Origin of the sequence: Undibacterium cyanobacteriorum (assembly GCF_031326225.1) — a bacterium.
Classification (GTDB): Bacteria; Pseudomonadota; Gammaproteobacteria; order Burkholderiales; family Burkholderiaceae_D; genus Undibacterium; species Undibacterium cyanobacteriorum.
In genome coordinates this window covers 191,611-210,391 of record NZ_CP133720.1, presented here as the reverse complement: position 1 = coordinate 210,391, position 18,781 = coordinate 191,611, and the positions used below count along the sequence as shown (strand labels likewise).

The 18,781-nt window shown below is 50.3% G+C and carries 18 protein-coding genes; 10 read left to right on the top strand and 8 right to left on the bottom strand.

What is annotated here, in order from left to right:
• Nucleotides 1–41 precede the first annotated feature (41 nt).
• Nucleotides 42–1,733, bottom strand: a complete 1,692-nt coding sequence (locus tag RF679_RS00900; protein WP_309482345.1) for a DUF1800 domain-containing protein — start codon at nucleotides 1,731–1,733, stop codon at nucleotides 42–44.
• Nucleotides 1,734–2,006: 273 nt separating this feature from the next.
• Between RF679_RS00900 and RF679_RS00895 the strand changes: the two genes are divergently transcribed.
• A complete protein-coding gene (locus tag RF679_RS00895) occupies nucleotides 2,007–2,513 on the top strand; it encodes a DUF1203 domain-containing protein (protein WP_309482344.1) in 507 nt (168 codons plus the stop codon).
• Here the strand turns inward: RF679_RS00895 and RF679_RS00890 are convergent.
• Nucleotides 2,506–3,417, bottom strand: coding sequence for a head GIN domain-containing protein (locus RF679_RS00890; protein WP_309482343.1), 912 nt, complete (start codon nucleotides 3,415–3,417; stop codon nucleotides 2,506–2,508). The two genes, RF679_RS00895 and RF679_RS00890, sit on opposite strands and share 8 nt — an antisense overlap.
• A 467-nt stretch (nucleotides 3,418–3,884) precedes the next feature.
• Between RF679_RS00890 and RF679_RS00885 the strand changes: the two genes are divergently transcribed.
• Nucleotides 3,885–5,132 (top strand): dicarboxylate/amino acid:cation symporter, encoded by a 1,248-nt coding sequence (locus tag RF679_RS00885; protein WP_309482342.1) that lies wholly within the window; start codon nucleotides 3,885–3,887, stop codon nucleotides 5,130–5,132.
• A gap of 118 nt (nucleotides 5,133–5,250) precedes the next feature.
• On the opposite strand, the gene RF679_RS00880 is transcribed toward RF679_RS00885, so the two are convergent.
• Complete coding sequence (locus tag RF679_RS00880; protein ID WP_309482341.1) at nucleotides 5,251–6,306, bottom strand: NAD-dependent epimerase/dehydratase family protein; 1,056 nt, start codon at nucleotides 6,304–6,306, stop codon at nucleotides 5,251–5,253.
• A 208-nt stretch (nucleotides 6,307–6,514) separates the two neighbouring features.
• On the opposite strand from RF679_RS00880, the gene RF679_RS00875 reads away from it, so the two are divergent.
• From RF679_RS00875 to RF679_RS00855, 5 genes are all read left to right on the top strand, one after another.
• Complete coding sequence (locus RF679_RS00875; RefSeq protein WP_309482340.1) at nucleotides 6,515–7,444, top strand: LysR family transcriptional regulator; 930 nt, start codon at nucleotides 6,515–6,517, stop codon at nucleotides 7,442–7,444.
• Nucleotides 7,445–7,488: 44 nt separating this feature from the next.
• The gene (locus RF679_RS00870) at nucleotides 7,489–8,178 is read left to right on the top strand and encodes a helix-turn-helix transcriptional regulator (RefSeq protein WP_309482339.1); all 690 of its coding nucleotides are present in this window, start codon (nucleotides 7,489–7,491) and stop codon (nucleotides 8,176–8,178) included.
• Nucleotides 8,179–8,376: 198 nt separating this feature from the next.
• Entirely contained in the window at nucleotides 8,377–8,742 is a 366-nt protein-coding gene (locus RF679_RS00865) for a VOC family protein (RefSeq protein ID WP_309482338.1), read from the top strand.
• A gap of 187 nt (nucleotides 8,743–8,929) precedes the next feature.
• Nucleotides 8,930–9,448, top strand: a complete 519-nt coding sequence (locus RF679_RS00860; RefSeq protein WP_309482337.1) for a DUF3016 domain-containing protein — start codon at nucleotides 8,930–8,932, stop codon at nucleotides 9,446–9,448.
• A 181-nt stretch (nucleotides 9,449–9,629) separates the two neighbouring features.
• Nucleotides 9,630–11,945, top strand: coding sequence for a M28 family peptidase (locus RF679_RS00855; protein ID WP_309482336.1), 2,316 nt, complete (start codon nucleotides 9,630–9,632; stop codon nucleotides 11,943–11,945).
• 82 nt (nucleotides 11,946–12,027) lie between these two features.
• Here RF679_RS00855 and RF679_RS00850 read toward each other — a convergent pair whose 3' ends face one another.
• Nucleotides 12,028–12,492 carry a low molecular weight protein-tyrosine-phosphatase gene (locus RF679_RS00850; protein WP_309482335.1) on the bottom strand — a complete coding sequence of 155 codons (465 nt, stop codon included), beginning with the start codon at nucleotides 12,490–12,492 and terminating at the stop codon, nucleotides 12,028–12,030.
• A gap of 182 nt (nucleotides 12,493–12,674) precedes the next feature.
• On the opposite strand from RF679_RS00850, the gene RF679_RS00845 reads away from it, so the two are divergent.
• The gene (locus RF679_RS00845; protein ID WP_309482334.1) at nucleotides 12,675–14,219 is read left to right on the top strand and encodes a tetratricopeptide repeat protein; all 1,545 of its coding nucleotides are present in this window, start codon (nucleotides 12,675–12,677) and stop codon (nucleotides 14,217–14,219) included.
• A 75-nt stretch (nucleotides 14,220–14,294) separates the two neighbouring features.
• Here the strand turns inward: RF679_RS00845 and RF679_RS00840 are convergent, their stop codons facing one another.
• Nucleotides 14,295–14,513: a DUF2798 domain-containing protein gene (locus RF679_RS00840; RefSeq protein WP_309482333.1), complete on the bottom strand. Its 219-nt coding sequence runs from the start codon at nucleotides 14,511–14,513 to the stop codon at nucleotides 14,295–14,297.
• Nucleotides 14,514–14,714: 201 nt separating this feature from the next.
• Here RF679_RS00840 and RF679_RS00835 point away from each other — a divergent pair, with 201 nt between their 5' ends.
• A complete protein-coding gene (locus tag RF679_RS00835) occupies nucleotides 14,715–15,560 on the top strand; it encodes an alpha/beta fold hydrolase (protein ID WP_309482332.1) in 846 nt (281 codons plus the stop codon).
• A gap of 61 nt (nucleotides 15,561–15,621) precedes the next feature.
• Here RF679_RS00835 and RF679_RS00830 read toward each other — a convergent pair whose 3' ends face one another.
• Nucleotides 15,622–16,014 carry an MAPEG family protein gene (locus RF679_RS00830; protein WP_309482331.1) on the bottom strand — a complete coding sequence of 131 codons (393 nt, stop codon included), beginning with the start codon at nucleotides 16,012–16,014 and terminating at the stop codon, nucleotides 15,622–15,624.
• Nucleotides 16,015–16,236: 222 nt separating this feature from the next.
• On the opposite strand from RF679_RS00830, the gene RF679_RS00825 reads away from it, so the two are divergent.
• Nucleotides 16,237–16,896: a hypothetical protein gene (locus RF679_RS00825; protein ID WP_309482330.1), complete on the top strand. Its 660-nt coding sequence runs from the start codon at nucleotides 16,237–16,239 to the stop codon at nucleotides 16,894–16,896.
• Nucleotides 16,897–17,016: 120 nt separating this feature from the next.
• On the opposite strand, the gene RF679_RS00820 is transcribed toward RF679_RS00825, so the two are convergent.
• Entirely contained in the window at nucleotides 17,017–17,721 is a 705-nt protein-coding gene (locus tag RF679_RS00820; RefSeq protein WP_309482329.1) for a DNA alkylation repair protein, read from the bottom strand.
• 130 nt (nucleotides 17,722–17,851) lie between these two features.
• Complete coding sequence (locus tag RF679_RS00815; protein WP_309482328.1) at nucleotides 17,852–18,655, bottom strand: glycine-rich domain-containing protein; 804 nt, start codon at nucleotides 18,653–18,655, stop codon at nucleotides 17,852–17,854.
• Between the last annotated feature and the right edge of the window lie 126 nt (nucleotides 18,656–18,781).

The window sequence follows — 18,781 nt, the reverse complement described above, 5'->3', positions numbered from 1 at the left end:
ATTCCTTTACAAGCTTTTCGATTGTTTGATTTCCATCACTCTCAACGACGCATCATCTCTGGCGTCGAAAGGAAGTACGCATTCCACTCTTGGGCTGAAGCGGCTTGGCTCATCGCTTCGCGCGAGTTACCACTGAATTGCTGGCTCCATTGTTTGACGAAGGTACTCTGTGCCAAAGAGGGTTTGGCTAATTCACGCGCTTGCTGGTTCAGCGCTTCATTTTTACCGTCATCACTCTCAGGCTTGAAGAGATTCGGTGCGCCACGCGCGATTAATTTAGCAACGTCAAAACGACTGGTCATTTGCGCGGGGCTAGACCAAGCTACTTCGTTTAGGGGATAACCGTCTGGTGTCAAATGTCCGTTTGGTGTTTGTCCCAACGTGTTCAACCAGTTCAACATCGGGCCGGTGTTCACGATCAATTTGTCGTCATACGCCATACGCACCGAAGAGATCACATAGTGCATCGGATCTTTGAATTTCTTGCCCAACGAAGCGATGAACTCCTGGCTATCAAACATCGTCTTTAATACCGAGGGAATATCACCACGCGTCTGCAGAAAACGCTGCGCCATTTGCTCAACCAAGGCTTCGGAAGGTGTGTCGGAGACAAAATAGAGCGCCATTTTTTTGCTGATAAAGCGCGCGGTGGCGGGTTGTCGAACTAAGAGATCCAAGACTTGCTCCACCTCAGCCGGGCCGCTACCTTTGATCGTAACGCCCAAAATCACTTTGTCGCCGAAGTCGTGGCGTTTCGTATCCATCACCGCCAATTGATACGGGCCAAGCGGAAGATTTCCTTCATTGCCACGACGTTTCTCCAAACGCCACCGCATGCCAATTCCGGTCAGCACACGCGCTAGCTCTTGCACGTCGGCTTGGGTGTAGCCGCTGCCCACGCCCATGGTGTGTAACTCCATCAGCTCACGTGCATAGTTCTCATTAATCTTGCCGACCGCATTATGCTCATTGTCGAGGTAACGTAACATGGCTGGGTGCGCCAAGCTTGCCCGTAAAAGATCTTTGAAATTGCCAAGGGCATGGGGACGAATCGCACGTTCATCAAAATCACCCACCATCGCGCGCAAATTTTCTTTGCGGATCGAGACATTGAAGTGATTCATCCAAAACCAATCCATCTGCTCCAACAATTGGTTCGAAGAGTAGGTGTAACGTAGCAAAGAACGCGTCGCTGCCTCGCGCGCCATGCGCGTCAGTTCTTGCTGGTAGGCTTTGTTCAAACTATCGTCGGTGCCTTTCACTGCTGCCGCGGCTTTTCTTTGCGCTTCTAAATCTAACATCATCTGCTCAAACGGCTTCTGCGAGATCGTCATCTGCGCAATTTGCTCTTGCACTGCAGCTGGCAATTGAGCACTACGCGCTTGCAACTGCTGCCGCAAATAGGCGTCCATGCCAAGCGCGTTCATCTGTTGCAAGCTGCTCGCATTCGCGCCCCAAGTTAAGCGGTTGAGCAGTATGGTCGGCTCGACTTTTGCTTCCGCGAAGTAAGAGGTTTTCGCGATTGGAAAAGCCGCTTCTGCGGATTGAGATACCTGTGTTTGGTCACCCTTCACCTTGTTACTCTCAGTGCTAGCGCACGCCGCCAAAAGCAAGACCGCCATCGTGAGCGCACTACGCTTTAGCAGACGGCGCGCACTTGAGCGCATTGGATCGCTTGGCATTTCCGGTAAATGAGCTTGTGCTGGCTCAGTGCTTTGCGCGAATCGCAACATGGTCTTCCCTCACTGCAAAAATGAATGTGCTAAGCATATTCGCAGTCAAGCAATAAGGCACGTCTCTTTTAGTAACAGGAGCAAAAGCTTGGTAAAAACTTGTAACAGACTCGGCTGAGCGCACGCTCTGCCTTGCCGCTCAAATCTGATGGACTCGATAAGATGGGGAATTTGATGTCCGAAAGTGGCGAGAAATAAGGTGTGCGAACAGACAAACTTCGGAATTAGCGCGACAAACCCATCCAAAACCTTCACGTCATTTACAGGAAAAGCATGTTTTATTTAAAACACCCCATCACCCCGATCCGCCCAGACTTTTTGCAACAAGTGCGTCAACAAGGCATCGATGATCTCGGACAAGCTGTTGAACACATCGTCGCAAGAGGTGGGGAACCCTGCCGTGATAGTCTCCGTCGTGCGAAAGCAGGTGAGGCTTTGATCTTGGCCAGTTACTGCCCCTTCGAGAAGCATGGCCCTTATCGTGAATATGGTCCCATCTTTGTCTTTGCCCACGATCAGGGCGAGATCGACCACAGCAGCGTACAGATCTCGGCACGAGCAAGTGATCTGGCCTATCTCGCTGCGCATGTTGTGTTGCGCGGCTACTCGATACAAGAACGCATCGTCGACGCCCGTTTAAGCAATCCTGAAAATGCAGAAAGCGACCTGCAAGCTCTTTGGGAGCATACAGAGGTCGCTTTCATTTTAGTGCGCTTCGCGGCGTACGGATGTTATGCACTACGCTTGGATCGCCGCCCAACACCACTAACAGTTACATAAAACTAACGCGCTTGCCGTTCACATTGCGTTGGGCTGGGTTGCCATACACGGTGACGCGACCAGAACCATTTGACTGCGCATTCACACTTTGCTCAACGCCTGCGGAAATGCCGCCAGAGCCATAGCTATTCAAATCAGCCGAGATACTTTTTACAGCTGACAATTCAGCCGAACCAGAACCATGGGTTTGGACATTGAGATTACGCACATTACCGCTTGCTGCCAATGAACCTGAACCATGCAAAGTCACATCGAGCTGACTGCCGTTGACGGTGCCGAGCTCAGTGGAACCGGAGCCATGCACACGGACTTTGGCATCACTACTCAACAAACCCGTCGCATTGATACGACCAGAACCAGTCGATGTCAAATCGAGTCGTGCCACTTGTCCGTTCAAGGTAATCGCACGTGAACCATGATTACTCAAATTAAAGTAGTTACCATTCAAACCGCTGATCGTCATACGGCCCGAGCCGTTCGAAGCGACTTCGGTCAATTGTGGCACTGTGTAAATGACGCGAATTGGATTTTGACTATTGAAACGTTCATCAATCCAAATCTTCTGCGTTGCACCGTCGGCGCGTGTCTGCACCAAGCTCAATAAATTGCTGTCGGCTACGATTTCCATGGAAGCAGCAGACCCCACCTTAACTTCCACTTGTAATGGACCACTCACGCTCAATTGATTTACGCCCGCCACTGCCCGTTTTTCCGTCGCGATCTCATTATTGCCTTTGATGGCATTCACACTCCACGCAGATTCGAAACGTGCATCGCTGCCGTCCGGGGCGATGATGATGGCGCAACCACCAAGAGCAAATAATGAGGCGCATGCCAACACCAAGGGTGCACGACGCAAGAGGGAGCGGAGCAAAGAAGGATTAGAAGAGCCAGAGTTGTTCATGATATTTCCTCAATTGAGTGTTAGTTTGAATTGATTTCAAGATCAGCTGTTTTATTGGTGCCCATTGTTATTAACCAGAATGGGTTACCAAGTTCAGCCCCTCTTCATCAGCAAATTGATGTAGTTCGGGAGTGATTTCCACGCCGATCTACTATGGTTGCACAGTGTATAGATCGATCAACTTAGGGTGAACAGGATTGCGACGAAGTGCACATTCCATGGCTTCAACTGCGCTTTTTCAAAGATGTTTGACATTTGTTTTAAAACAAACGGACTAGGTTTTCTGCGGTTTTCCACAATAGACCGCCATGCTCCAGCCTCGGATAATGCGACCCAACAATAAGAGGTCAACATCGCGCTGAGCGGCATTGCTGCTTATGTAAGCCAGGCCTCTCATTCCCGATCGATTCATTCCAGAAGAGCGCATCCAAGGATGAGCGCCAACATCCACACCACCGGAGCAGACTATGAAAAAACTCAGCGGCCATTTGTATTTTTGGGTCCTACTTGCAATTGTATGCGGCGGCCTTTTTGGCTATTTCTCGCCAGCGAGCGCGGTTAAGCTGAAGCCCTTGGGCGATGGCTTTATCGCCTTAGTCAAAATGTTGATTAGCCCGATTATTTTTTGTACCGTGGTACTGGGAATTGCTGGCGCTGGCGATATGAAAAAAGTCGGACGGGTTGGCGGCAAAGCGCTAATTTACTTCGAAGTCGTTTCGACCTTGGCTTTGGCAATTGGTTTGATTGTGGTGAATGTCCTCAAACCTGGTGCAGGATTTAATGTGGATCCTGCCACACTCGATGCAAAGGCGGTCGCCAATTATGCCAAGGCTGCCTCGGAACAAAGTACGACCGATTTCCTGCTTCATATTATCCCTAAGACTTTTACGGACGCCTTCACAGGTTCAGGCGATCTCTTGCAGGTCTTGTTGGTCGCCGTGTTATTTGGCTATGCCATGATGCGCATGGGCAAAACGGGCCAAGCAGTGCATATGTTTATCGAAGAAGCTTCGCATATTTTCTTTGGCATGATGAACGTCATCATGAAATTGGCACCGATCGGCGCCGGTGCGGCGATGGCTTTCACCATCGGTAAATATGGCATTGCTTCCTTAAAGCCTTTAGCCGCATTGATGGGCAGTTTCTACTTGACTTGTATTTTGTTCGTGATCATCGTCCTCGGTGCGATTGCTCTGATGGTCGGTTTTAACATTTTCAAATTCATCGGCTATATCAAAGAGGAATTATTGACGGTATTGGGCACATCTTCGTCGGAATCTGCTTTAGTACCCTTGATGCACAAGTTGGAAAAACTCGGTTGTGCGAAATCTGTGGTCGGCTTAGTGGTTCCATCGGGCTATTCTTTCAATCTCGACGGCACCAATATTTACATGACCATGGCCGCGCTCTTCGTTGCGCAAGCCCTGAATATCGAACTCACGATGACACAACAGTTGACCATGCTCGGCGTCGCGATGCTGACTTCGAAAGGCGCATCGGGCGTCACCGGTGCAGGCTTTATTACCTTAGCCGCGACTTTAGCGGTGGTACCGAGTATCCCTGTGGCGGGCTTGGCGCTGATCTTGGGTATCGATCGTTTTATGTCAGAGGCTCGGGCACTGACGAACTTCATTGGCAATGGCGTCGCCACCGTGGTAGTCTCGCATTGGGAAAAAGAACTGAATCACGACAGTATGAAACGCGAGTTGAGTTGAACTGAGTTGAACTAAGTTCAACTTAGTTAAATAAGATAAGAGTTGCCGTAGTCTTCAGAACAAACCAAACACCGCATTTGGCCTCGATCGCAAGCATTGCATCGAGGCCTTCTTTATTTTATGACGACAACTCAGACCAGTTTTGTCTACGCGCGCGCTGATCGCGAGTCTTTTTCTGTTGAATCGTATTCACTTTACTCGGCTCCTGCGGCAAGTACTCACGCAAAGCTTGCTGCAAACTCACTTGCGGTAAGGGTCCGATTAAGCGCATGAGCTTTTCACCGGATAAACGATGTGGTCGTTGCCACAGATAGCGCATCGGCAAGACTGCACGCATCAGCGGAGAAAATAATGCGACGACATGTAACAAGGTCCACGGCATCGTTTTAACTTGCAAAGGCAGGCCCAACAACTGCTGAAAAGCCGCTTGCAGTTCATTCATGCTAGCCGTGATGCCAGGATAATGAAATACCTCATAGGCGGCTAATTGATGATCATGCTCCGCCACTTTGACAAAGGCGCGCGCTAGGTCTGGTAAATAGGCCCAAGCATGTGGCAAATGCTGTGGCCCCATCACCGTGAATTCCGATTTCTTAAGCGATTTTGCAATCGCCATGTCTAACCAAGTACCACGCCCCCCTATGAAATCGCCCGCACGAATGATGCTCGCCGTCATACCTTGGCCACTGGCCTCAGCAAAGCGCTGTTCCATCGCGATACGTTGACGCGCTTTCTCGGTATTGCTCACAAAGGGCGTACTCTCGGTCAACATCTCTGGTAACTCGCTACCAAAATTGTAAACATTCCCCGGAATCAGGACGCGTGCACCGCAGCGCTGGGCAAGTTGAATCACGGCCTCGGTGATCGGCGGCAATAAGCTGTCCCAACGCGCATAGTCTGGGTTCAGTGCATGCACGATGATTTTCACAGACTGAGGTGAGGGCAACTGCCGCACTATTCCCTCTACATCGAGGGCATCTGCTTCGATGAAATGCACCGCTTGCACTAAAGATCTCGGCAAGTCCTTTCTTGCTTGCGCATAGACCTGCCAACCTGCCTTGGCGAAGGCGAGGCAGGCCTCGCTACCGAAGCGGCCGGCCGCTCCGAGTACCAATACCGTCGGCACGGCGGATTTCGGTAAGGATTGAGTATCTCGCTCGATGGTTTGCATCATGAACTCCTGCGGTGTAAGCGTTGTGAAATGTTGTGAGATGTTGTGAGATGTTGCGTAACCTTGTGAATGAGGGGCATTGTGCGCGTGGGGACAACTATTTACAATTGACAGATCTGAATAGAAGCTATGCATTTTTGAATAGCGCAAAAGCTTGTCTAAAGCTTCTTACGCGTTTTAGGATGCAAACCCAAGCAAGAGGTCCAGAGCCATGAACAAAGCGCAATTTCATCCACAACATAGCGATTGGAACCTCGTGCGCAGCTTCATCGCTGTGGCAGAACACGGGTCCTTAACCCGCGCCGCCGAAGTGCTAGGTCTCAGCCAAGCCACGCTCTCGCGCCAGATCAGCGAACTGGAAGAAAACAGCGGTCAGGCTTTGTTTGAACGCGTCGCGCGCGGTCTCGAATTGACCGAAGCCGGACAACGTCTCTTGGAACCAGCGCGCTTCATGCTCAGTGCCGCCCGTGGTGTCGAAATGGCCATCAGCCAACAAAGTCTCGCCCTCGCCGGCTCGGTGCGCATCACCGCGAGTGAAACCGTGGCGGCCTTTGTCTTGCCGGAGATATTGGCCAAACTCGCCGAGCAGCACCCGGAAATTCAAATCGAAGTGGTCGCGAGTAATCAAGTCAGCAATTTACTTGAGCGCGAGGCCGATATTGCGATTCGGATGATGCGTCCGCAACAAAGCGGTTTAATCACGCGTCATCTCTGCGATTGGGGCATCGGTTTTTACGCGCACCATCACTACCTCAAACGGCAGCAATTCACTCGCAGCGAAGGGAAGAAGCTCAACTGGCGCGAACATCGTTGGATTGGTCTAGATCAATCCGATCGCTTCGTCCAAGGCTTCCGCGAAGCTGGCATCAAAATCGATCGCTATGACTTTGATATTCGCTGTGACAATCATTTGGTCAATTGGCAAATGCTGCAGGCAGGTTTAGGCATTGGCGTGGCGCCGCACTGGTTGGCGCGCCAGAATGAGGGACTGGTCGCCATCGACGTCGGTCAGAAAATTCCCGACCTGCCGGTATGGCTCACCAGCCATCGTGAGCTAAAAAGCAATCTGAGAATCCGCACGGTGTTTGATTTTCTTGCAGACGAAATTTTAGCGTTTGCTGCATCTCACTCGCTTGATTGAAATCGATACTGCTAGAATCATCGCTCTCGCAACGAAAATTAGCCATGTCACGCACTCAAAGACTATTCGACCTGTTGCAACTCTTACGTTCCTATCGCTTTCCTGTGACCGCGCAAACTCTGGCGGACCAATTGCAGATCAGCGTACGTAGCGTGTATCGCGACATCGCGAGCTTGCAACAGCAAGGGGCAGACATCAGCGGTGAAGCTGGACTTGGCTACGTCCTCAAACCTGGCTTCATGCTGCCGCCCTTAATGTTTTCTGAAGAGGAAATTGAGGCAATGGTGTTGGGCTCGCGCTGGGTGGCTGAACACGGCGATGCGCATCTCGCCCAAGCTGCAAAAGCAGCCTTAGATAAGATCGCTGCGGTATTGCCGTCAGACTTGCGGCTCAGTCTTGATACGAATGCGCTCTTGGTTGGCCCCGATGCACCGCCAAGCGATTTTGATGAGGCGCTGCCTTTATTGCGTGCGGCAATTCGCCAAGAGCACAAAATCAAATTGTCGTATGTCGATGCGAAAGGGCATACCAGCGAACGCATGATTTGGCCATTCGCGCTTGGTTTTTTCGAGCGCGTTCGCGTCTTGGTCGCTTGGTGTGAACTGCGTCAAGAAATTCGCCACTTTCGCACGGACCGCATCAAGGCCTTCGAGGTCTACCCTCTCCATTATCCGCAACGTCGCCATGCCTTACTACGACAATGGCGCGAACAAGAAAATATTCCGATTCCTTGACTACTGACAAAAACTGACAGTAGCCCTGATTACCATAAGCATTCCTCACACAACGAGGACTGAGGCCGATAGCGCTAACTAGGCAAAAAGCGGACCGTCGAATACCGTACTTTGTACTTCGTATTTTGTACCGGGCGGCGCACGCCACGACCTCAGCGTTCATTTTGCCTCAGCTCAAATCAATCAATAGGAATCATCATGAAACATCCCAACTTTGTTTTGCTCTATGTACTTGATCCTCGCGCCAGCGTGGCGTTCTATCAGGAGATGCTCGGCCGTGCTCCTGTGGAGGCATCTGACACCTTCGCCATGTTCGCGCTCGACAGCGGCATCATGCTTGGTCTTTGGAAACGCGAGCAGGTTTTACCAACAGTTACCGCCGCCACGGGCGCGAGTGAGCTGGCCATCACCGTAGACGATCAAGCGGAAGTAGATCGGCTACATCACTTGTGGCAAACACGCGGCATCATCATTTTACAAACGCCGTGCTCGATGGACTTTGCCTACACCTTTGTGGCGACTGATCTCGACGGGCATCGGATTCGTGTTTTCGCTCCGCACTAGTCCATCCCTACTTCAAAGACGAAAAGAAAGAGTGACAGCGCCATCCAAATCGCTTTAGTTCGAAAATTGTTCTTGAATGGCACAAAAATAGGGAGGTAATGATCTTGTCTTTTTATTTCTTCAACACTAAACTGCAACAACCACTGAATCAGTGAGTCCTTTTTCGATTCCTTCCACAACGGAGACTATGATGAAAAAAACTGCTATCTCTGCAATGCTGTGCGCCGCGCTGGTTGCCGCCGGTTTATCAACTTCTGCTTGGGCAGGTGAAGCCAAGGTTCAGTGGAATATCGCTGATAAGCAAGTTAATGGGGACTCTATCGCCAAGATCGATCAGACCTTCGCCAAATTAGCCAAAGGCCTACCAAGCGGCTTTCAGCTCGAAGTGAATGTCAGTTTATTGAAAGCGGCTGTCGAACCAGACAATAGCAATCAGATCAGCAAGTCGAACGGCGTCGATCCCGATAGTATCGATGCGAAAACCAGTGCCAGTCGCGATCGCACACCAAGCTGGCCGCGCCTCAATTTCGACTATGTTTTGCGTGATGGTCAAGGCGCTGTGGTAAAGACGGGTCAAGAAGAATTGAAAGATATGGATTACCTCAAGCAAGCGCGTGCTCGCTACGGTGAATATGAAGCGAATATGGTGAAAGATTGGTTCAGAAAGCAGCAGCAAAGTAATGCATTTCCGGTGGCGTCGAACTAAGCACACGCTCCACCATTCAATGAGGCCTTGGCGATGCCAAGGCCTTTTTTATTTCTGCCACCACAATCCATTCTTCGCTGTGTGGCAGAACCACGCCCGATACCGCACAAATCAGGACTTGCTTGTCCCGCACTGAGAAAGTACTGCAGAATAGGGGGATTGAGAATGAATCGGAGCCCCTATGTCTTACTTTTTCCTCAACAATAAGGAAGATGTCTCATTACGCCGGCACATCATTGCTTTCCTCGCGCTGATTTGTTTGGTGGTTTGGCTCACGATTCAAAGTATCGCCCCTCGTCAAAGCCTCATTACGGCAGATCATTTGCGGAACGCACAAGCCGATCTAGCGCGCATCAGTGCCGCACGTCACCCGGTTGGCAGCATCGCCCATCAACAAGTGCGTGCCTTCTTGGTCGAGCGCTTGGAAAAAATGGGCCTCAACGTCGAGCAGCAAAATAGCTTCGCCATCAATCCTCGCAACAACAGCGCCGCGCAAGTTCATAATTTAATGGTCAAATTGTCCGCAAATAGCGGGCAGGGACAGGCTAAAACGATACTGGTCGCGGCCCATTATGATTCGGTGGCAAATAGCTATGGTGCTGGTGATGATGGCGTCTCAATTGCCAATATGCTGCAAGTGATCGCCGATCTGCAACAGCAAAAAAGGCAAAACGACCTTCTCTTTCTGATGACGGATGCTGAAGAGAATGGCTTATTGGGAGCGATTGCTTTTGCAGAACAACACCCTTGGAGTAAAGAGGTAGCGCTGGTATTAAACTTCGACAACCGCGGCAATAGCGGTCCCATCATGATGTTTGAAACCAGCAATCAAAATGGAAAACTGATTCAACATCTCGCGCAAGCTACACCGAAAGTGGTCAGCAATTCCATCATGTACGAAGTTTACAAAGCGCTGCCGAATGACACTGATTTCACGATCTTTCGCAAAAAAGGTATCGCCGGTTTGAACTTCGCGATGATCGATAATTTCTCGAGTTATCACACACATCACGACACCGCTCAGGAACTCGATCCGGCCTCACTGGCCGAGCAACAGCAATTGATGCGAGATTTACTGCAACATTTCGCGCAACAAGACCTACAACAACTGAAAACCGAGAATCACGTTTATTTCTCACTGCCTGGGCTTGGACTCGTACACTACTCGAACACGTTGGCGATGGTCTTCAGTGCGCTCATTATTCTTGGCTTGGTGCTCATCCTCATCGCACAAGTACGCTGGCAGCGCCGCCACGATCTTCCATCACAAACACTACGCCTACGCTACACCATATTCGCTAGCATTTTATTTCTGCTTCAACTCGCCATACTCGGTTTTTTAGGGCAACGTGCTTGGATCTTCATCTGCCGTCTCTATCCGGAATACGCCACGCTACGTGATGCCGATAACGGCCATTTTTATCTACTCGCTTTCATCCTCTTCTTCGCCACCGTTTTCACCTATGTACAACGCTGGCTGTGTCGTTGGTGGCGTCCTATCGAACTACAAATAGGTGCGTACCTGATCTGGGCGATCCTACTCGCGGTCACCACGGTGCTAGCACCTGGTCTCAGTTTTCTATTTGCTTGGCCACTGAGTTTCGTACTCTTGGCGAAAGTATGGCATTTGAGAGCGACCGAGAAGACAATCGAGAGGGCGGCTGAATTGTCGTCCGTACGCTTGTTTTGGGTGAACGGTATGGCACTGCTTCCTGCCATCGTCCTATTTGCGCCCCTGATTTTATTGTTCAATATTGCGCTCGGGATGCGCATGTCTGGCGTACCGATCGGTTTAAGCTTACTGGTACTGGGTCTGGCGATTCCAACGCTGTTACCGATCGCCAACCAATTGCGCCGTTGGATTCCTCTTCTCTTTGTAAAAATTTCTATCGTCGCCGCCGCGATGGCGACCGCCAATTATCACAAAGCCTTTCCCGAGCCGACTCAACTCATGTACGTCGGTGGCGCTCAAACGGGAGAAAATTACTGGGTCAGCCCGAATGAAAATCTGAATTCAGAATTAATGGCACTGTTTGGGCAAACTCTGGAATACAAGCATTTGGAACACGTGGTTGGGCCCCATTCTCGCTACGCCAAATTCCCGCTGTGGCACGCAAAAACCAGCGAACGCACGCTAGAAAAACCTGTGATACAGGTGCAACAAGTGCGCGTCGTCGACCGTCATTTGTTGGTCCAAGTCAAAGTAGATAGCCCACTGTTTGCCAACCATAGCTTTTTCGCGCTTGAAGGCAGTAAAGTGTTCAAGGCGCGCATTAATGGGCAAGATTTCGTTAGCCAAGATCCGGATCACTGGAGCATCTTGATTCATGGCCGCAATCAAGTCGGCAATGCGATGGGCAACTTATTGGAATTAGAAATCGAAGCTGGCCGTGCCGCCAAATTGCGGGTGATCGACAGCACTTACCAGAGCTTTCCAGATCTAAAAACGAATAGTGATTTTATGGCCATGAGCATCGCCACACTTGATATTCACTAAGCATCGGACCGAGGTTAATAGTCAGCGCCTAGGGCACCTATTCAGCAAGTCCTTGCTTCCGTTGTTTTGAAGATAGTGGCTTCTATGATGTAAGGCTTTGCAATAAACCCGCACTGGCATCCTCAAGATAATCGAGTACCGTTTCGAATCCTTGCGCGCCACCATAGTAAGGATCCGGCACAATCTCTGAGCGGCTATGGCGCGCAAAGGACATCATCAGTTTTATTTTATGTTGATGTTGTTCCGGACACTTGCGCATCAGCAAAGCATAGTTATCCTGATCCATCGCTAACACCAAATCGAAGCGCGCAAAATCGGCCACTTCCACTTGTCGCGTCCTTTGCTTCGATAGATCAATACCACGTTTCAAAGCGAACTCTTGTGAACGCAGATCTGGCGGCTCACCAATATGATAGGCATGGGTCCCTGCGGAATCGATCAGAAATTGATCAGCTCGCCCAGCTTGTTCAACTTGATGGCGAAATACGCCCTCAGCACTCGGAGAACGACAGATGTTGCCCATGCAAACAAAAAGAATCTTATGCATCTTCAGAAATCGCCTTTCATTTTCAATCAACAAGCTGACGCGGCTTGCCTACTGTGACACCATTGGCCCCATCATAGCAGGGCTAGGTTCAAAATTTTAACGGAGATGTCCGTCACTGTCCTGTTCAGCCTTTCTGTGTTTTAATGGCGACCGTTGATGTTTTCGCTCTTCACTCGCTTTGTATGTCGTCTTCCATACTCCACTTGCTAGAACAAGGCCAAAGTGCCCACCAGCTGGGTCAACTGGCCGAAGCCGAACAATACTATATTCAAGTTCTACAACAAGAGCCCCAACACTTTGATGCCTTGCATTTGATCGGAGCGATTGCGCATCAGCGCGGCGACCATGAAACCGCTTTGCAATTCTACGGAAAAGCCTTGCAACGCAATCCGCATCACGCCCCTTTATTACACAATATTGGTTCTTGTTTGCTGCGTCTCGAGCGTCTGCATGAAGCCTTGCAAGCCTTGGAACAAGCCCAGCGTTTGGATCCTCAGCATGTGCAATCTTGGATTTCGTCTGGCGTGGTCTTACGTCAGTTACAGGACTATCCCGCTGCCATCAAAGCATTTGAACGTGCGATGGAAATTCAGATTGATGCCATCGACGCGTATTACGAACGTGGACTCTGCCTGCAAGAGTTAGATTTGGATCTCGATGCGCTACTCGATTTCGACGATGCTTTGCACTTTCTTAAACGCGCTGACAAAGCACCAGCTCAGTGCCAATTTGCACGTGGTTTGAGTTTACAGAAATTAGGTCGCTTTGAGGAAGCGCGATCCGCTTATCAAGCTGCTGCGTTCGAGTTCACGCTGCAGACCAAAGCACTGTTCAATTTGGCGATTTTGGAAACCACTTGTCAGCACTATGATGCTGCTTTGAATTGTCTCGAAGATCTGCTCTTCATTGACGCGCAATCATTGCAAGCGCATCTACAAAAAATACAAGTGCTGAAGTTAATGGGACACCTCGATGAGGCTGTTGCTGCGATTCACAAGGCAGCTCAATTCGGTTTGGAATCGGAACATGCTCAATTTCTGCTTGCAAGCTTAGGCCGCTCAGCGAGTCCGCATGCCGCTCCCGCTGATTACGTACGATCACTCTTTGATCACTATGCGCCGCATTTCGATCAGCACCTCACCGTCAATTTGGAATATCGTCTACCTTCGATATTGCGCGCTTGTTTTCAGAAGTATCTGGCGCGCTCCGCCGCAAACTTTACAGCAAACTCACGCATGCTTGACCTTGGTTGCGGTACGGGTTTGTGTGGTGCTGAACTGCGCGATTTTGGCGCTACACTGATTGGCGTAGACCTGTCTCCGGAAATGCTCAAACGCGCAGCGGCTCGCAACATCTACGATAGTTTGGTATGCAACGATATCGTGCACTTCCTAGTAGGCGAAGAACAAGTCGCCGATCTTGTGTTACTGGCGGATGTGTTGGTGTACATGGGCGACTTGCAAGAGCTTCTCACTCAATGCCACCGCGTGCTGCAATCAGATGGTTTCTTGTTCTTTACGGTGGAGCTCGATCCAGCAACAAACTCGATCGCGCAAACTGAGGGGTATCGATTGCAGGCCTCGCAACGCTATGCGCACCAAGAAAGCTATCTACGTGATCTTGCCGCCAGCGGTGCGTGGGAAGTGTTGGAGATGTCGCCCCATGCCTTGCGGCGTGAGGGACAAGATGTGATCGATAGCTTGGTTTGCGTCTGGCGCAAGATCTAAACACTTAGCACAGAACTAGGGCACGGCACGAGATCACAAAACGCGACCGCAACTTCGATCTCAACCTTTAAGCACTTAAATAAGCTTGGCCACCAACTTGCGCGTCAATGGGGCAAACACCAAGACTAGTGGAAAGGCACACAGCCACGCCACCAAAAATGCCTTCGTCCAACGCTGTAAGAAACCATGTTCAATACCGGTGTTCAAGGCCGTTAAGATACCGGACATACACAATGCCATGAACATCGACATCAGTAAGCCAAATAGGAATTGCTGCTTCTTTTCTTTACTCATTGTTTTCCACCCTTCATTCGCGATCTCAACAGAATGATCGCTATTTTTTTAAAAGTTTCGGCCAATAGTTTACTACGTCGGGTTGATTGACGTTTGATGGCCTGCTTGCGATCTGTCCAGAAACCAAGCACTTGCAAAAAAGTCTTCACTGGTTACAATGGCGGCCTACGCTCATTGGTTTGTTCATCTGAAGGAATGTCGATGACTTTGCTAGCTATTGTTCAGAAGCGCCGAGTTCTCATGGGAGTTCATGTTGGACTACTTACGGTTTTATTAGGCGCCTGCGCGAGCAATAATATCTACACCACCGGGCATACTGCCATCAATGAGAGCGCGCTGGCCTATTCCAAAATGGGCAATGGTGGACCGACCATCGTCTTTCAAGCGGGCTTAGGTGACACCAAAGATACTTGGTCTCCGATTGCCAGTTCTTTAGCACGTGGCAGTCAAGTTTTCGCTTACGACCGACCAGGCTATGGCGACAGTAAAGAGAGCAGCAGCCCGCGTGATCCCTGCACCATTGCGACTGAACTTCGTTCCGCCTTACACCAAGCTGGGGTACGTCCACCATTCCTTTTAGTGGGACATTCGCTTGGCGGAATCTATCAATATGCGTTTGCGCAAATGTACAGCGACGACGTTCTGGGCATGGTATTGATTGATCCTACTCATCCTCGTCATTGGGAACAAATTCAAGCACAGTCACCCACCATCACCGCGACCATGAAGACGCTTAGGTTGGTGAGCTTTTCGGCGACGCAACGACGCGAGTTCGATGAGCAAACCAATTGCTTAGAGCGTTTCGATTTGAAGCAAGGCCTCAAGATGCCTGTGAAAGTTTTATTCCGCACTGAATATCAACGCCTAGAACAAGGACAACTCGAGAAGATCGTCAAGGAACTGCAAGGTGATTGGAAAACCATCACGGGTAGCGATCAGGTTCTTTACATCCAAGGCGCTAGTCACTATGTCCATCGTGATCAGCCGCAGCAGGTGATCACGATTATTTCGGACTTCCGCAAAGAGATTGCGCATCAAGCAAAGTAAAGAGATTCATCATCTCCCACGCACTTGATGCGCTCGATGCGCCTACCACTTGAGATGTCGCTCACCCGATGCAAAATAGGGCAATGCTGAGACCGACACCGACGGCCCACACGATGGAACGTAGAGTTGCTTTATCTGCCAAATAGGCCGCCACATACGCACAGCGCACTGCGATAAATCCAAGCGCTAACATGTCGATCGTCGCTTGATTCGCATGGTTTTGTTGAGCAATCAAAACACCCGCAATAAACAATGGCAGCGCTTCAAAGCCGTTGTTTTGGGCTGCAATCGCGCGCTGTTGCCAGCCCGTCAGTTTCTGCTCCCATTCGCGAGGATGGTGGTTATCGTAACCGCCATTTTTACGCGAAACACGACCCAAACTTCCTTTCGCCAAACCGACTGTAACGACCGGTAAGACACAGGCTGCTAACACACACCAATTGGCAATACTCATTTGAGATCTCCTTCAATTGCTTCGGCTTTGGTAGAAGGCGTAAGTCTACACCGATCTGGAGAATCGGATGCAACGCGAAGCAAGTTGACTTGGATGACAGCTTTTTCTGTCTATTTCTAGAGAGCCGCATCTAGCTTGGGCAGTCAACACAAATGTCTCGGCTGCCGTTTTTGGCTTACGTAGATCAACTACGCAACTTAATAAACAAAGGAAGAACCCATCATGAATAAGTTAATCGCTACTGTTATCGCTTCTACTTTCGCAATGGGTGCAGCTTTCGCCCAATCAACTGCGACAACATCAACTACAACACCTGCCGCAGCGCCAATCGCGAACACAACGCAAACAACAGCAGCAATGACTGCTCCAACCACTGCTCCGACCACTGCTCCAACGACTGCTCCAGCTGCAGCGCCGGTCACTACATCAGCCACGCCGACTCAAACTCCGGTAGCGGCGACTACGAATGTGGCACCAGCGAAAGTTGAAGCAAAAAGCGAAGTAAAACCAGTCGCCGTTATGAAAGAAACGACTGCACAAGCAACGCCTGCAACAACGAAAGCGGCAATGCCTGCAACACCTGTAGCACCTACGGCAAAAGAAACGGCTCAGCAATCCACACCAAAAGCCAAGCATGTAGCAACCAAACATGCCAAACACGCTGATAAAAAATCTGCGCAAACAAGTGGCACCGCTGTGAGTAAAACTGAAGCAGCACCTGTCACTCACAAAGCGGAACAAAAAACGGATCACAAAGCTGAGCATCAAGTCGCCGCGAAAGCTGAGACCAAAGTCGAAACAAAGGAGCACAAAACAGAGGCCAAGCCAGCTGAAACTAAAGTCGAAGCAAAGCCTAGCGTCAAAGTAGCTGCAACGAAGTAAGTTCCATGTGCGATCAGGTTCCTTGGCGGCGCCTGATCAACAGCAAGCGCGGGTCTTCGGACCTGCGCTTTTTTTTGCACGGTCCGAACAAACACGAATACTCATCAGCATTGATCAGTATCACGCGAGATGCTTCAGTGCCTCACGTAGACTCAGAGGCGATAAGAGTTTGTCGTTGTGCCGACAAAATTGCACTACAAATTCTTTATTCCAACGCCCATAGTCACGTAGTGCCCAACCAATCGCCTTGCGAATGAAAAACTCTTTTTCATCGGCCAAACGCAGCGCATAAGTTTGCAAACGTTCGGTGTTGGTCTCTAAACGCCAACCCAATTGATGCGTCATCGCGATGCGTCTGAGCCACATACAGGGATGTTCCAAGGCAGCGTCCATACTGGTGTCGCGCGGGCCATGTTGTTTTTGATCGAGCAAGAGAATATCGCCGATGACACCAGCAAGTCCGTCCACACTGTCCCACCAACTTTGGCTCTGTGCTAGCTCCAAAAGAGTACCGACATGCTGGGGCTGCAAAATTTTCACATGACGTGCCAGCTGATCAACGGCTACATAGTGATATTCGCGATAAGGCAGCGTCCACAATGCTTGTGCCAACTCTAAAACTTGTTCTGCGCTCCATCGAGGTGCGCCCAATTCTTTCATCAAAGCACGTCGCTGCGGTGCTTTGATGCCGAGAAATTGAAATTGATCGAGCATATAGGCTTCCATCGCCGCCATATTTTCGGGGCGGGCGTGGCGGATAAAGACCTGTTGCAGCTGTTCGAAGTAGTCGGTGATATGCATGGCGTGAGCTAGAAATTTTTTCACTCTCTTGTGCCGTAGTAAGTGCGCCAAGAGATGTTCATCAAGGAGCCTACTAGGTTATCTGCTGCCACTGCAAAAAACAATATGGCACGTGGTGGCAACAAGCAGCCCCGCCACTCGCTCTCTCACTCTCTCAAGAGCCACAACCACCACCGCAGCCTCCTCCGCAAGACGAACCGCAAGAAGATCCACCGTCGCAACTGCTGTCCGAGCCACTACTCCCGCATGAACTGCCGCCAGCTCCGTCAGAGGCGGCTTTTTCGGTGCGTTGGCGCTCTAACTCATACGCTGCGTATGAGGTTTGCGAGATCAAACCGAAGGCAAGCAAACTACTTGGATCCAAAGGGTGCATGACTTGTGGGCTACCCGCCAAGCGACCGTTTTGACTCATACGATGAAGGTGAATTTGATATTTCTGTAATTGGTATCCATACCCATTTGGCATCCGTAATTTGCGATCAAGCTCGAATAAGGCTGGCAGACTAGGTGCCGCGGGGTCGCGACCACCTCGCTTACGCGCGATGACTAATGTCGCCGCAAGTCCCAAGCCTGTGTCGACCGGCATTTGACTGGCTTCAACATGCGGTATCACCCGACCGAAGTAGCGTTGGCAGTAGGTGTCGATATGATCTTCACTTTGTGCAGGGAGTGTGAGCCAAGCATGCCATACCGAGTCGGCGGCCTTGCTTGGTAGGGCGCAGGGATGTTGACTGTAGCGGACACAATCAAAGAAGCGCAGCAGCCCCTCCGCCGCGCGGACAAAAAAAATGGCATCCATCGGGATGCCATTAAATTCGAGCGGCGCCTCTTTGCGCCAGTGTTCGTATAAGGTCGGGGGCAGGGCCTCCAGTTCACGTTGAAAGGCCGATTGGCGAACTAGGGCACGATAGCGATATTGCACCCATGCTTGTTTGATACTGATTGTGATGTTTTTCATCTGTGTTTCTCCTTTTATTGTTTTTAGTTTTTGATTTCTATTCTCTTTTTTTGCTGTTCCAGTGTAGGCGTCATTTATGACAAATCGATGACATCGAAGCAGGCGCAGGGGCAAGGCGAGAAAAAA